We start from the raw sequence: 13,706 nt of genomic DNA, 5'->3' as shown, positions 1-13,706 counted from the left end.
CCCGATGAAGGTCAGTTAAGCAATTTCAGCCGCGACGCACTCTTTGCTGTAGCAGCCTCGTGAACTGGGCAGTTGCGGCTTAACTAATTGGCGTTGCTGAATCAGCCGATTGAAGCCGTTGCATCCTTGCCAACCCATCGCCGCTGAGAGTCTTTTCAACTCGATATTCTTCAACACGTGACGTGTCGCGAGCTGATCAAAGATTGGTGCGACATCTACGTTCCAGTTGAGGAATAGGTTCCGCCGCACATAAGAGGCGAGTGATTCGTCGAGCTGAATTTTCAAAGGCATGGGCGAGGGTCAAAGCGGGGTTACAGCCATCGCAACAGAAGGAAGGGAGCCTGTGTCGATGAAGGGAGCTGGGACGGCTCCCTCCCTCTGCGACAGTTTTTATTGTCTAGCGACAGTTTTTATTCTCAAAAATCAATTGTTTCGATCACCTGTGGATAACTTATTCCACCGTCACCGACTTCGCCAGGTTACGCGGCTGGTCAACGTCAGTACCTTTCAATACGGCCACATAGTACGAAAGCAGCTGCAGCGGAATGGTGTAGAGAATCGGCGACAGAATGTCATGGATGTGCGGCATATGGACGACATGGGTACCTTCGCCATTGGTCATGCCAGCCTGCTCGTCGGCGAAGACGATCAGTTCACCGCCACGGGCGCGGACTTCCTGGAGGTTGGATTTCAACTTCTCCAGCAATTCGTTGTTCGGCGCCACAGTGACGACGGGCATGTCGTTATCCACAAGCGCCAACGGGCCATGTTTCAGTTCGCCCGCCGGGTAGGCTTCTGCGTGAATGTAGGAGATTTCCTTGAGCTTGAGGGCCCCTTCCATCGCCACCGGGAATTGCGCGCCGCGACCGAGGAACAGTGTGTGGTTCTTCTCGGCGAACAGCTCGGCGATTTTTTCCACGGTGCTGTCCATGGCCAGGGCTTCGCCCAAACGGGTCGGCAGGCGACGCAGTTCTTCAACCAGTGTGGCTTCGACACCTTCGGCCAACGTACCGCGAACCTGACCCAGAGACAGGGTCAGCAACAGCAAGCCAACCAGTTGAGTGGTGAAGGCTTTGGTCGAGGCCACGCCGATTTCGCGACCGGCCTGGGTCAGCAGCGTCAGGTCCGATTCACGCACCAGGGAGCTGATGCCGACGTTGCAGATTGCCAGGCTGGCGAGGAAACCGAGCTCCTTGGCATTGCGCAGCGCGGCCAAGGTGTCGGCGGTTTCACCTGACTGGGAGATGCTCACGAACAGGGTGTCGGGCTGCACCACTACTTTGCGGTAGCGGAATTCGCTGGCGACTTCGACCTGACATGGGATGCCAGCCAGTTCTTCGAGCCAGTAACGGGCAACCATGCCGGCGTGATAGCTGGTGCCGCAGGCGACGATCTGTACATTGCGTACCTTGGCAAACAGCTCGGCAGCTTGGGGACCGAACGCCTCGACCAGCACTTGGTTTTGGCTCAGGCGACCTTCGAGGGTGCGCTGTACTACGACCGGTTGCTCGTGAATTTCCTTGAGCATGTAATGGCGGAATTCGCCCTTGTCAGCCGCTTCGGCTCCGTCACGGTACTGAACGCTTTCACGCTGGACGAGCGCGCCATCGATATCCCAGATCTGCACGCTGTCGCGGCGAATTTCGGCGATATCGCCTTCTTCCAGGTACATGAAACGGTCAGTGACCTGACGTAGCGCCAATTGGTCGGAAGCCAGGAAATTCTCCCCCATACCCAGACCGATCACCAATGGGCTGCCACTGCGGGCCGCCACCAGGCGATCCGGTTGAAGAGCGCTGATCACCGCCAGACCGTAAGCACCGTGCAATTCTTTGACGGTCGCTTTCAGGGCTACTGTCAGGTCGGGTTGCAGCTTGAGTTTTTCGTGCAGCAGATGCGCGATGACTTCAGTGTCAGTTTCCGACGTGAACACGTGGCCCAAAGCCTTGAGTTGCTCGCGCAGGGCTTCATGGTTCTCGATGATGCCGTTGTGCACCACCGCCAGATCGCCTGAGAAATGCGGGTGAGCATTGCGTTCACACGGCGCGCCGTGGGTCGCCCAGCGGGTATGGGCAATGCCCAGACGGCCGACCAGTGGCTCTTCGATCAGCGCCTGTTCCAGCTCGCTGACCTTGCCCGGACGACGCGTGCGCAAGAGCTTTTCATCATTGGTGTACACAGCCACACCGGCGCTGTCATACCCGCGGTATTCCAGACGTTTGAGGCCTTCGAGCAGGATGGCGGTAACGTTACGTTCTGCGACTGCACCGACAATTCCACACATGCTAGTTCTCCTGACTGACGGCGGCGCAAATCAAATTAATGCCGCGGGCCTGAATCTGATCGCGTGCCGCAAGTGGCAGACGATCATCGGTAATGAGGGTATGGACGCTGCTCCATGGCAGCTCCAGATTGGGAATTTTGCGGCCGATCTTGTCGGCCTCGACCATCACGATCACTTCGCGGGCAACCTCGGCCATGACACGGCTCAAGCCCAGCAATTCATTGAAGGTGGTGGTCCCGCGTACCAGATCGATGCCATCGGCACCGATAAATAGCTGATCAAAGTCATATGAGCGTAGTACTTGCTCGGCCACCTGACCCTGGAAGGACTCGGAATGCGGGTCCCAGGTCCCGCCGGTCATCAACAGCACCGGCTCGTGCTCGAGTTCGCTCAAAGCGTTGGCGACATACAGGGAGTTGGTCATCACCACCAGACCCGGTTGTTGGCCGAGTTCCGGGATCATTGCAGCGGTGGTGCTGCCGCTGTCGATGATGATTCGCGCATGCTCGCGGATCCGCGTGACGGCGGCGCGGGCGATGGCCTGCTTGTATTTGGAAACCGGTTGGCCGAGATCGGCGACCAGTTCCTGAGGCATGGTGACCGCCCCACCATAACGACGCAGCAACAGACCGTTGCTTTCAAGTGCGGCCAAGTCCTTGCGAATCGTAACTTCCGACGTTTCGAAGCGCTTGGCCAACTCATCCACACTGACTTCCCCCTGCTCATTGAGCAAGGCGAGGATGTTGTGGCGGCGTTGGGGCGTGTTGCGCTTTGACATGGCTTGGTAAGTTTCGATTCGAAAGATAACGTAAGCAATCAAAACCTATTAGCGAAACTTCGTCAAGCGCGACACGATAAAAATGATCTGTGGATAAAAAGCTTCGCGGGCAAGCCTCGCTCCTACGGACGGTGATATTCCGTAGGAGCGAGGCTTGCCCGCGAAAGCGATCTCATGGCCAGCACATCATGAACTGTGGATAACTCAGCTCTTCTTGATCTTCTCCGGCCGTTTCCAGCCATCGATGTTCTTCTGCCGAGCCCGCCCCACGGCCAACTGAGCCTTATCCACATTCTGGGTAATGGTCGAACCCGCCGCCGTGGTCGCACCCGCTGAGATATCCACAGGCGCTACCAACGAGTTGTTGGAGCCGATGAATACATCTTCGCCCAACACGGTTTTCCACTTGTTGGCGCCGTCATAGTTACAGGTGATGGTGCCTGCACCAATGTTGGTACGCGCACCGATCTCGGCGTCGCCCAGATACGTCAAGTGACCGGCCTTGGCGCCCTCGCCCATATGGGCGTTCTTCAGTTCAACGAAGTTACCCACATGCGCGCGAGCTTCCAGCACCGTACCCGGGCGCAAACGAGCGAACGGGCCGGCATCGCTGCCTTCGCCGAGTATTGCGCCTTCGATATGGCTGTTGGCTTTGATCTGCACGCCTTTGCGCAGGGTGCTGTCCTTGATCACGCAGTTCGGGCCGATCACCACGTCGTCCTCGATGACCACTTTGCCTTCGAGGATGACGTTGATGTCGATCAGTACATCCCGACCGACGGTGACCTCACCACGCACATCGAAACGTGCCGGGTCGCGCAGGGTCACGCCCTGAGCCATCAAACGACGAGCGGCGCGCAGCTGATAGTGACGCTCAAGCTCGGCCAGTTGCTTGCGATCGTTGGCGCCCTGCACTTCCATAGCGTCATGGGGGTGTTCGGTAGCCACCACCAGACCATCACTGACCGCCATGGCGATCACGTCGGTCAGGTAGTACTCGCCTTGGGCATTATTGTTGGACAGCCGGCTCATCCAGTCGCCCAAGCGCTCAAAAGGAACTGCCAGGATGCCTGTATTACCTTCAGTAATGGCGCGTTCGGCGTCGTTGGCGTCTTTCTGCTCGACGATGGCGGTAACCTTGCCGGCGGCATCGCGGACGATGCGGCCGTAACCCGTAGGGTCATCCAGCTCGACAGTCAACAGGCCAAGTTGCTGCGGTGCAGCCAGCTTGAGCAACCGTTGCAGGGTTTCGACTTCGATCAAGGGTACGTCGCCGTAAAGAATCAGCACGGTATCGGACTCGATGAACGGCACAGCCTGGGCCACCGCATGTCCGGTACCCAGCTGTTGATCCTGCAGGACGAAATTCAGGTCATCGGCCGCCAGACGCTCGCGCACCGCTTCGGCACCATGTCCGATCACCACATGGATGCGTTGTGGATCTAGTTGCCGGGCCGTGTGGATAACATGGCCAAGCATTGAGTTACCGGCAACAGGATGCAGGACTTTAGGCAAGGCCGAACGCATGCGCGTGCCTTGGCCGGCAGCGAGGATAACAATTTCAAGAGACATGACAGGCTACTAATCCTGGGGGGTCAGCGGCTGCGACCGGGTGATGAAAGTCGGAAAAGAAAAAAGGGTAGCCGAGGCTACCCTTTTTAATCAATCGCGCAATAAGTCGATGGCCTATTAGTGGCCGAACTTCTTGCGGATCTGCTGGACGGTGCGCAGCTGAGCTGCAGCCTCGGCCAGACGTGCGGCAGCAGAACCGTAATCGAATTCCGCGCCTCGCTCATGCAAGGCCTTCTCGGCAGCCTTAACGGCTTCCTGAGCGGAGGCTTCGTCCAGGTCGGCAGCACGTTGCACGGTGTCGGCAAGAACCTTGACCATGTTCGGCTGAACCTCGAGGAAACCGCCGGAGATGTAATACACCTCCTCTTCCCCGCCCTGCTTGATCAAGCGGATAGGACCCGGCTTGAGATTGGTGATCAGCGGCGCGTGACCCAGGGCGATACCAAGATCACCCAGTGCACCGTGCGCAACCACCATCTCGACCAGGCCGGAAAAGATTTCCCCTTCCGCGCTGACGATATCGCAATGGACTGTCATAGCCATCTGATTGCCTCAACCTAAATTAGCGCCCGTTGCCGGGCGCCGGGATTACAGTTTCTTGGCTTTCTCGATCGCTTCTTCGATGCCGCCGACCATGTAGAACGCTTGTTCTGGCAGGTGGTCGTAGTCACCGTTGAGGATGCCTTTGAAGCCAGCAATGGTGTCTTTCAGGGAAACGTATTTACCCGATGCACCGGTGAAGACTTCAGCCACGAAGAACGGCTGCGACAAGAAACGCTGGATCTTACGAGCACGGTTTACCAACTGCTTGTCGGCTTCCGACAGCTCGTCCATACCCAGGATCGCAATGATGTCCTTCAGTTCTTTGTAACGCTGCAGAACATACTGTACGCCGCGAGCGGTGTCGTAGTGGTCCTGGCCGATTACGTTCGGATCCAGCTGGCGCGAAGTCGAGTCGAGTGGATCGACCGCTGGGTAGATACCCAGGGAAGCGATGTCACGGGACAGAACGACGGTGGCGTCCAAGTGGGCGAAGGTGGTCGCTGGCGACGGGTCAGTCAAGTCATCCGCCGGTACGTATACCGCCTGGATCGAGGTGATCGAACCGTTTTTGGTCGAAGTGATACGCTCTTGCAGAGTACCCATCTCTTCGGCCAGGGTCGGCTGGTAACCTACTGCCGAAGGCATACGGCCCAGCAGTGCGGATACTTCAGTACCGGCCAGGGTGTAACGATAGATGTTGTCGACGAACAGCAGAACGTCGTTACCTTCGTCACGGAACTTCTCGGCCATGGTCAGGCCGGTCAATGCTACGCGCAGACGGTTACCCGGCGGCTCGTTCATCTGACCGTAAACCAGTGCCACTTTGTCCAGAACGTTGGAATCCTTCATCTCGTGGTAGAAGTCGTTACCCTCACGAGTACGCTCACCCACACCGGCGAACACGGAATAACCGCTGTGCTCGATGGCGATGTTACGGATCAGTTCCATCATGTTTACGGTTTTGCCTACACCGGCACCACCGAACAGACCGACTTTACCACCCTTGGCGAACGGGCAAACCAGGTCGATAACCTTGATGCCGGTTTCCAGCAGGTCGTTGCCGCCCGCTTGTTCAGCGAAGGTTGGCGCAGGACGGTGAATGCCCCAGCGCTCTTCGGTGTCGATCGGGCCAGCTTCGTCGATCGGGTTACCCAGAACGTCCATGATCCGGCCCAGGGTCGCTTTACCGACTGGTACGGAGATGGCTGCGCCAGAGTCAGTGACTTCCAGACCGCGCTTCAAGCCCTCGGTGGAACCCATCGCAATGGTACGAACCACGCCGTCGCCCAGCTGCTGCTGAACTTCCAGGGTGGTTTCGGCCGCGCTCACTACTTTCAGCGCGTTGTAGATGCTCGGTACGCTGTCGCGTGGAAATTCCACGTCGATAACGGCGCCGATGATTTGAACGATACGTCCGCTACTCATAGCTGGATCCTCTGAATATTTGAACCGTTAAACCGCGGCAGCGCCGCCGACGATTTCCGAGATCTCTTGGGTGATCGCAGCCTGACGCGCCTTGTTGTAGACCAGCTGCAAATCGCTGATCAAATCACCGGCGTTGTCGGTAGCGTTCTTCATCGCGATCATCCGCGCAGCTTGTTCAGCCGCGTTGTTCTCGACCACCGCCTGGTAGACCTGCGACTCCACGTAACGGACCATCAAGCCGTCAAGCAGCTCTTTGGCGTCCGGTTCGTACAGATAATCCCAGTGGTGCTTGAGTTCTTGATCCGGGGTTGCCACCAGTGGAATCAACTGCTCCACGGTAGGCGATTGCGTCATGGTGTTGATGAACTTGTTGGACACCACGGACAGGCGATCAATACGGCCGTCCAGGTAGGCATCCAGCATCACCTTGACGCTGCCGATCAGATCATTGATCGACGGCTCTTCACCCAGGTGGCTGATAGCTGCAACGACGTTACCGCCGAAGTTGCGGAAGAAAGCCGCACCCTTGCTACCCACTACACACAGATCAATCTCGACGCCGTTTTCGCGGTTTACCGCCATGTCCTTGACCAGGGCCTTGAACAGGTTGGTGTTCAAGCCACCACACAGACCACGGTCACTGCTCACCACAACGTAACCGACGCGCTTTACTTCACGGTCGATCATGAATGGGTGGCGATATTCCGGGTTGGCGTTGGCCAGATGGCCAATAACCTGGCGGATGCGCTCCGCGTAAGGACGGCTAGCAGCCATGCGCATTTGTGCCTTGCGCATTTTGCTGACCGCCACTTTTTCCATGGCGCTGGTAATCTTTTGCGTGCTTTTGATGCTCGCAATCTTACTGCGAATCTCTTTTGCGCCTGCCATGTAACACCTATCAGGTTAGCAAGCGGGAGCCTTGCGGCTCCCGCTGCGGCTTACCAGGTTTGGGTGGCCTTGAACTTCTCGATACCGGCTTTCATGCCAGCGTCGATTTCGTCATTGAAGTCACCCTTCACGTTGATCTTCGCCATCAATTCGGCGTGATCGCGGTTGAAGAAAGCAATCAGCGCTTGTTCAAAGCTGCCGATCTTGGCGATTTCGACGTCAGTCAGGAACCCACGCTCAGCGGCATACAGCGACAGCGCCATGTCAGCGATCGACATTGGTGCGTATTGCTTCTGCTTCATCAGCTCGGTAACGCGCTGACCATGCTCAAGTTGCTTACGGGTCGCTTCGTCCAGGTCAGAAGCGAACTGGGCGAATGCCGCCAGTTCACGGTACTGAGCCAGAGCGGTACGGATACCACCGGACAGCTTCTTGATGATCTTGGTCTGAGCGGCACCACCCACACGGGATACCGAAACACCGGCGTTCACTGCAGGACGGATCCCGGAGTTGAACATGGCCGATTCCAGGAAGATCTGACCGTCGGTGATGGAAATCACGTTGGTCGGAACGAACGCGGAAACGTCGCCAGCCTGGGTTTCGATGATCGGCAGTGCGGTCAGGGAACCGGTTTTGCCGGTCACTGCGCCGTTGGTGAACTTCTCTACGTACTCTTCCGAAACGCGGGATGCGCGCTCCAGCAGACGGGAGTGGAGATAGAACACGTCGCCTGGGTAAGCTTCACGGCCTGGTGGACGGCGCAGCAGCAGGGAAATCTGGCGGTAAGCCACTGCTTGCTTGGACAGATCGTCATAAACGATCAGCGCGTCTTCACCGCGGTCGCGGAAGAATTCACCCATGGTGCAACCGGAGTACGGAGCCAGGAACTGCAGTGCTGCAGATTCCGAAGCGCTCGCCGCCACGACGATGGTGTTAGCCAGTGCGCCGTTTTCTTCCAGCTTGCGAACAACGTTGGCGATGGTCGATTGCTTCTGACCGATGGCTACGTAGACGCAGAAAATGCCGCTGTCTTTCTGGTTGATGATCGCGTCGATCGCCAGAGCGGTTTTACCGATCTGACGGTCACCGATGATCAGCTCACGCTGGCCACGGCCGACAGGGATCATGGCATCGACAGCTTTGTAGCCAGTCTGTACAGGCTGGTCTACCGACTTACGCCAGATCACGCCTGGAGCAACTTTCTCGACCGCATCGGTCTCGGTGTTGTTCAGCGGACCTTTGCCGTCAACCGGGTTACCCAGTGCGTCGACTACGCGACCCAGCAGTTCCTTACCAACCGGAACTTCGAGGATGCGGCCGGTGCACTTGGCGCTCATGCCTTCAGCCAGAGACTGGTAGGAGCCCAATACAACGGCACCTACAGAGTCTTGCTCAAGGTTGAGAGCCATACCGAAGACGCCGCCCGGAAACTCGATCATCTCGCCGTACATGACGTCGGCCAGACCGTGAATCCGCACGATACCGTCAGATACGCTGACGACAGTGCCTTCGTTACGGGCTTGAGAGGTCACATCGAGCTTGTCGATGCGGCCCTTGATAATTTCACTTATTTCGGAAGGATTGAGTTGCTGCATTGCTCTGCTGCCCCTTCAAACTCAAGATTTCAATGCTTCGGCAAGGTTCGCGAGTTTGCCGCGAACCGAGCCATCGATAACCAGGTCGCCGGCGCGGATGACAATGCCCCCTATCAGGGATTTGTCTTCCTCGACTTGCAGGCGCACTTCCCGGTTGAGTCGTGCACTGAGAACCTTGGCGAGTTTGTCTTGCTGTTCTTGGTTCAATGCAAAAGCACTGGTTACTTCAACGTCTACCGACTTCTCTTGTTCAGCCTTGTACAGGTCGAACAGAGCGGATATCTCCGGCAAAAGCGGGAGACGGTCGTTTTCGGCAACGACGTTAATGAAGTTCTGTGCCTTGGCATCAAACTTGTCGCCGCACACGTCAATAAACGTGGCGGCCTTGTTTGCGCTCGTCAGTCGCGGGGCCTTGAGCACGCGCTGCATGGTGTCGTCTTGCGACACTGCTGCAGCCAGGCCGAGCATGGCTGACCAAGAGGCCAGTTGCTGGTGGGCCTGGGCGTGCTCGAAGGCTGCCTTAGCGTAAGGTCGGGCCAACGTGGTCAATTCTGCCATGATCGCCCTCGCTTAAATTTCAGCAGCCAGTTTGTTTACCAGCTCCGCGTGCGCGTTTTGATCGATTGTGGCACCCAGGATCTTCTCGGCGCCGCCGACAGCCAGTGCACCCAGTTGGGCACGCAGCGCGTCTTTGACACTGTTCAGTTCCTGCTCGATCTCGGCCTGAGCCTGAACCTTCACACGGTCAGCGTCGATACGGGCTTTTTCAACAGCCTCGTCAACGATCTGATTACCGCGTTTCTTGGCTTGCTCAATGATTTCAGCTGCCTGAGCTTTCGCTTCGCGCAGTTGCTGACCCACTTTCTCATGGGCCAACTCCAGGTCGCGAGCTGCTCGGCTGGCAGCGTCCAGTCCATCCGCGATCTTCTTCTGACGTTCGTGCAAAGCCGCGATGACCGGAGGCCACACGAACTTCATGCAAAACAGTACAAAAATGAAGAACGCAACGGACTGGCCAATCAGGGTTGCATTAATGTTCACGCCAACACCTCGCTCGTTCGTTGCACATCACACCAATCAACTCGAAGGTTCGAGTGATTAGCCAGCGAGTTGACCAACGAATGGGTTCGCGAAGGTGAAGAACAAAGCGATACCAACACCGATCATGGTTACGGCGTCGAGCAGACCGGCAACGATGAACATTTTGACTTGCAGCATTGGAACCATTTCTGGCTGACGCGCTGCGCCTTCCAGGAACTTGCCGCCCAACAGGCCGAAACCAATTGCGGTACCCAGTGCGCCCAGGCCGATCAACAGTGCAACAGCGATAGCGGTTAGACCAACTACAGTTTCCATCTTTCCTCCCGACTTTTACGTCGTATGGTTTAGGTTTTTTAGATTTTAAAGCGGTAAAACAAATCGTTTCATAGCCCTGTTCGGGCACCCACCCGTTTTACCGGGTGGGACATCAGACTAGTCGAGACTGGTCTTAATGGTTCTCTTCGTGCGCCATCGACAGGTAGACGATGGTCAGCATCATGAAGATAAACGCCTGCAGGGTGATGATCAGGATGTGGAACACAGCCCACGCCCACTGCAGAACTACGCCCAGGCCGCTAAGCCAGAGCAGACCGCTGCCGAACATCACAGCAATCAAAATGAAGACCAGCTCGCCGGCGTACATGTTGCCGAACAGACGCAGTGCCAGAGAGATTGGCTTGGCCACCAGCGTCACGAACTCCAGCAGGAAGTTCACCGGAATCAGCAGGGCTTGAACGAAGATGTTCTTGCTGCCGAACGGGTGCAGGGTCAGTTCGCCAATGAAACCGCTGATACCCTTGACCTTGATGCTGTAGAAAATGATCAACGCGAATACCGACAGGGACATACCCAGGGTCGCATTCGGGTCAGTGGTAGGAACGGCACGGAAGACCAGGTGCGGGTCGCCCGTAATGATGGCAGCCAGCTTCGGAATCCAGTCAACCGGTACCAGGTCGACGGCGTTCATCAGGAACACCCAGACAAAAATCGTCAGGGCCAATGGCGCGATCAATGGATTACGGCCGTGGAATGTATCTTTCACGCTGCCGTCAACGAACTCGATCATAACCTCGACGAAGTTCTGCAAAGCACCAGGCTGACCGGACGTCGCCTTCTTTGCCGCCATGCGGAAAAGAAGAACGAAAATCAGACCCAACGCGACCGACCAGCCGAGCGTATCGACATGGAAAGCCCAGAAGCCCATTTCTTTGGCTTCTGCTGCGGTGTGGGCAAAACCCCACCCGCCAGTTGGATGCTGACCGAAGGTCAGGTTCTGCAAGTGGTGCTGGATATAGCCCGAAGCGGTTGTCTCTGCCATGGTTGCCTCAAACGCCCTAAGGTCTCGAAAGTCTTGTTCTCATTAGCAGGGGAGCGAACCAGCTAACCAGTTGGGTCAGCACGAAGACGCCGAATACTGCTAACGGCGCCAATGGCTTCACACCTGCGAACGTCAATGCAAACAGCACTGCCGTCAAAATCAGTTTGCCCGCCTCGCCGGCATAAAAAGACCGGACGATGGCTTGAGCTGCTCGGGCGCCGGAAAACCGAAATGCCCTGTGAGCGAAATAAATATTGGGAAGCAAGGCTATCAGGCCTCCGCAGAGTCCCGAGTACCCGGCAACGACTCCATGCCATTGCCAGAGCGCCAAAGCGGCAATCAGCAAAACGACAAATTGAGCCATTAACACCGGAAAAACTGCCAGGCGATGGAACGGCAAGCGGTCTGGCGTGCGGTTTTCCATCTCTTTTGCTCCCCAATGGTCGGCTGCCAGAATTCAATAACTTGGCATAATTTGTGCCGACAAAATGCGCGCAGAGTATAGGGGCGGTTCTGCCCCTATTCAACTGTCAGGTAGTGATTTCCGACTTCACGCTACATGAGGAATTGTTTCAGCGGATGTGTGCGAGCACACCTTGAAGCTCATCAAGAGAGTTGTAGCCGATCACCAGCTGCCCCTTACCCTTCTTTCCGTGGCGGATCTGCACCGCAGAGCCTAGGCGCTCGGCCAGACGCTGCTCGAGTCGGGTGATATCCGGGTCCGGTTTTGCCGGTTCCACAGGCTCCGGTTTGCCACTCAACCACTGGCGAACCAGTGCTTCAGTCTGGCGCACAGTCAGCCCCCGTGCGACAACGTGTCGCGCCCCTTCAACTTGTTGATTTTCCGGCAAACCGAGCAAGGCACGGGCATGACCCATTTCCAGGTCGCCGTGAGACAGCATGGTCTTGATGACTTCCGGCAGCGCAATCAGACGCAACAGATTGGCCACGGTGACGCGTGACTTACCCACAGCCTCGGCAACTTGTTGCTGAGTCAGCTGGAATTCCTGCTGCAAACGCTGCAAGGCCACCGCTTCTTCGATCGGATTGAGGTCTTCACGCTGGATGTTCTCGATCAGTGCCATGGCGATGGCGGTTTCATCCGGCACATCGCGAACCATTGCCGGGATGGTTTCCTGGCCAGCCTGCTGGCTGGCACGCCAGCGGCGTTCGCCGGCGATGATTTCGAAGCGCCCGCTGCCGATCGGGCGCACCACGATCGGCTGCATCACGCCCTGGGCCCTGATCGACTGCGCCAGCTCTTCCAGCGCCTGAGGATCCATGTCCCGACGCGGCTGGTACTTGCCACGCTGGATCAGGTCCAGGGGCAGGTGCTGCAGCTCACGCTGATCGGCTTGTACTGCTTGCTCTTCCAGCGAGCTGACAGTCGGACCACTCAGCAGTGCATCCAGTCCACGTCCGAGACCTCGTTTCTTGACGGCCATGGGAATTCCTTAAGTTGCCTGAGCAGCGGCGATGCGTGAGTTTTTGCGCTGACGGCGAACCATCTCGCCAGCCAATGCCAGATAGGCAATCGCGCCCCGCGATGATTTGTCGTACGCCAGCGCCGGCATGCCATAGCTTGGCGCTTCGGCCAAGCGGATGTTGCGTGGAATGACGGTGTCGTAGAGCTGATCGCCGAAGTGTTCCTTGAGCTGCGCCGATACGTCGTTCATCAGGCTCAGACGCGGGTCGTACATGGTCCGCAACAGGCCTTCGACTTTCAGGTTCGGGTTAAGCAGTTCGGCAATGCGCTTGATGTTATCCACAAGGTCGCTCAACCCTTCGAGCGCGAAGTACTCGCACTGCATGGGGATAATCACCCCGTCGGCGGCAACCAGCGCATTGAGCGTCAACATCGACAGCGACGGCGGGCAGTCGATCAAAATGTAATCGTAGTTTTCTCGGATCGGCGCCAACGCACTGCGTAGACGGCTTTCCTTCATCTGCATTTCCAGCAGAACGACTTCGGCCGCGGTCAGGTCGCGGTTGGCCGGCAGCAATTGATAACCGCCATGCTCGGAATAGTGCATGGCCTGGGCCAGATCGCATTCGCCGATCAGCAAGTCGTAGACCGAGTTTTCCAGGCCGTGTTTATCCACACCGCTACCCATGGTGGCGTTGCCCTGTGGATCGAGATCGATCAACAGCACCCGACGCTTGGTAGCGACCAGGGAAGCTGCGAGGTTGATGCAGGTGGTGGTCTTGCCCACACCGCCCTTTTGGTTCGCTATCGCGAATACCTTAGCCATTCTTGCTTGT

Annotated in this window: 15 protein-coding genes; all 15 read right to left on the bottom strand. The window is 57.1% G+C overall.

The window, feature by feature from the left end; translation table 11 throughout:
• Positions 1-15: 15 nt before the first annotated feature.
• Positions 16-291, bottom strand: a complete 276-nt coding sequence (locus AB7M26_RS05340) for a hypothetical protein (protein WP_123495604.1) — start codon at positions 289-291, stop codon at positions 16-18.
• A gap of 160 nt (positions 292-451) precedes the next feature.
• Positions 452-2,284 carry a glutamine--fructose-6-phosphate transaminase (isomerizing) gene (gene glmS / locus AB7M26_RS05335; RefSeq protein ID WP_123495602.1) on the bottom strand — a complete coding sequence of 611 codons (1,833 nt, stop codon included), beginning with the start codon at positions 2,282-2,284 and terminating at the stop codon, positions 452-454.
• A 1-nt stretch (position 2,285) separates the two neighbouring features.
• Positions 2,286-3,062: a DeoR/GlpR family DNA-binding transcription regulator gene (locus AB7M26_RS05330; RefSeq protein WP_007903040.1), complete on the bottom strand. Its 777-nt coding sequence runs from the start codon at positions 3,060-3,062 to the stop codon at positions 2,286-2,288.
• A 204-nt stretch (positions 3,063-3,266) separates the two neighbouring features.
• Complete coding sequence (gene glmU, locus AB7M26_RS05325; protein ID WP_123495600.1) at positions 3,267-4,634, bottom strand: bifunctional UDP-N-acetylglucosamine diphosphorylase/glucosamine-1-phosphate N-acetyltransferase GlmU; 1,368 nt, start codon at positions 4,632-4,634, stop codon at positions 3,267-3,269.
• 117 nt (positions 4,635-4,751) lie between these two features.
• A complete protein-coding gene (locus tag AB7M26_RS05320; RefSeq protein WP_010465460.1) occupies positions 4,752-5,177 on the bottom strand; it encodes a F0F1 ATP synthase subunit epsilon in 426 nt (141 codons plus the stop codon).
• Positions 5,178-5,222: 45 nt separating this feature from the next.
• Positions 5,223-6,602: a F0F1 ATP synthase subunit beta gene (gene atpD / locus AB7M26_RS05315; protein ID WP_008155715.1), complete on the bottom strand. Its 1,380-nt coding sequence runs from the start codon at positions 6,600-6,602 to the stop codon at positions 5,223-5,225.
• A gap of 27 nt (positions 6,603-6,629) precedes the next feature.
• Complete coding sequence (gene atpG, locus AB7M26_RS05310) at positions 6,630-7,490, bottom strand: F0F1 ATP synthase subunit gamma (RefSeq protein ID WP_007903034.1); 861 nt, start codon at positions 7,488-7,490, stop codon at positions 6,630-6,632.
• A 50-nt stretch (positions 7,491-7,540) separates the two neighbouring features.
• Entirely contained in the window at positions 7,541-9,085 is a 1,545-nt protein-coding gene (gene atpA / locus AB7M26_RS05305; RefSeq protein ID WP_007903032.1) for a F0F1 ATP synthase subunit alpha, read from the bottom strand.
• Positions 9,086-9,106: 21 nt separating this feature from the next.
• Positions 9,107-9,643: a F0F1 ATP synthase subunit delta gene (locus AB7M26_RS05300; RefSeq protein WP_007903030.1), complete on the bottom strand. Its 537-nt coding sequence runs from the start codon at positions 9,641-9,643 to the stop codon at positions 9,107-9,109.
• Between the two features lie 12 nt (positions 9,644-9,655).
• On the bottom strand, positions 9,656-10,126 hold the full coding sequence (locus AB7M26_RS05295) for a F0F1 ATP synthase subunit B (RefSeq protein WP_063342029.1): 471 nt from the start codon (positions 10,124-10,126) through the stop codon (positions 9,656-9,658).
• 57 nt (positions 10,127-10,183) lie between these two features.
• Positions 10,184-10,441: a F0F1 ATP synthase subunit C gene (atpE, locus tag AB7M26_RS05290; RefSeq protein ID WP_002555987.1), complete on the bottom strand. Its 258-nt coding sequence runs from the start codon at positions 10,439-10,441 to the stop codon at positions 10,184-10,186.
• Between the two features lie 133 nt (positions 10,442-10,574).
• Positions 10,575-11,444 carry a F0F1 ATP synthase subunit A gene (atpB, locus tag AB7M26_RS05285; RefSeq protein WP_123495598.1) on the bottom strand — a complete coding sequence of 290 codons (870 nt, stop codon included), beginning with the start codon at positions 11,442-11,444 and terminating at the stop codon, positions 10,575-10,577.
• 16 nt (positions 11,445-11,460) lie between these two features.
• The gene (locus AB7M26_RS05280; protein ID WP_007903021.1) at positions 11,461-11,868 is read right to left on the bottom strand and encodes a F0F1 ATP synthase subunit I; all 408 of its coding nucleotides are present in this window, start codon (positions 11,866-11,868) and stop codon (positions 11,461-11,463) included.
• A 148-nt stretch (positions 11,869-12,016) separates the two neighbouring features.
• On the bottom strand, positions 12,017-12,889 hold the full coding sequence (locus tag AB7M26_RS05275; protein WP_123495596.1) for a ParB/RepB/Spo0J family partition protein: 873 nt from the start codon (positions 12,887-12,889) through the stop codon (positions 12,017-12,019).
• Between the two features lie 9 nt (positions 12,890-12,898).
• A complete protein-coding gene (locus AB7M26_RS05270; protein ID WP_008007890.1) occupies positions 12,899-13,696 on the bottom strand; it encodes a ParA family protein in 798 nt (265 codons plus the stop codon).
• Positions 13,697-13,706 lie beyond the last annotated feature (10 nt).

It is taken from the genome of Pseudomonas sp. F-14 TE3482 (assembly GCF_053629455.1).
The sequence above is the reverse complement of the archived record's forward strand: the minus strand, read 5'-3'. Positions and strand labels throughout refer to the sequence as shown.

Bases quoted from the DNA above. Each gene is read 5' to 3' on its own strand.
- AB7M26_RS05280 (WP_007903021.1), bottom strand. From the start codon at position 11,868: ATGGAAAACCGCACGCCAGACCGCTTGCCGTTCCATCGCCTGGCAGTT.
- AB7M26_RS05340 (WP_123495604.1), bottom strand. From the start codon at position 291: ATGCCTTTGAAAATTCAGCTCGACGAATCACTCGCCTCTTATGTGCGG.
- AB7M26_RS05270 (WP_008007890.1), bottom strand. From the start codon at position 13,696: ATGGCTAAGGTATTCGCGATAGCGAACCAAAAGGGCGGTGTGGGCAAG.
- atpG (WP_007903034.1), bottom strand. From the start codon at position 7,490: ATGGCAGGCGCAAAAGAGATTCGCAGTAAGATTGCGAGCATCAAAAGC.
- AB7M26_RS05300 (WP_007903030.1), bottom strand. From the start codon at position 9,643: ATGGCAGAATTGACCACGTTGGCCCGACCTTACGCTAAGGCAGCCTTC.
- AB7M26_RS05275 (WP_123495596.1), bottom strand. From the start codon at position 12,889: ATGGCCGTCAAGAAACGAGGTCTCGGACGTGGACTGGATGCACTGCTG.
- atpE (WP_002555987.1), bottom strand. From the start codon at position 10,441: ATGGAAACTGTAGTTGGTCTAACCGCTATCGCTGTTGCACTGTTGATC.
- atpD (WP_008155715.1), bottom strand. From the start codon at position 6,602: ATGAGTAGCGGACGTATCGTTCAAATCATCGGCGCCGTTATCGACGTG.
- atpB (WP_123495598.1), bottom strand. From the start codon at position 11,444: ATGGCAGAGACAACCGCTTCGGGCTATATCCAGCACCACTTGCAGAAC.
- AB7M26_RS05330 (WP_007903040.1), bottom strand. From the start codon at position 3,062: ATGTCAAAGCGCAACACGCCCCAACGCCGCCACAACATCCTCGCCTTG.
- glmS (WP_123495602.1), bottom strand. From the start codon at position 2,284: ATGTGTGGAATTGTCGGTGCAGTCGCAGAACGTAACGTTACCGCCATC.
- AB7M26_RS05320 (WP_010465460.1), bottom strand. From the start codon at position 5,177: ATGGCTATGACAGTCCATTGCGATATCGTCAGCGCGGAAGGGGAAATC.
- glmU (WP_123495600.1), bottom strand. From the start codon at position 4,634: ATGTCTCTTGAAATTGTTATCCTCGCTGCCGGCCAAGGCACGCGCATG.
- atpA (WP_007903032.1), bottom strand. From the start codon at position 9,085: ATGCAGCAACTCAATCCTTCCGAAATAAGTGAAATTATCAAGGGCCGC.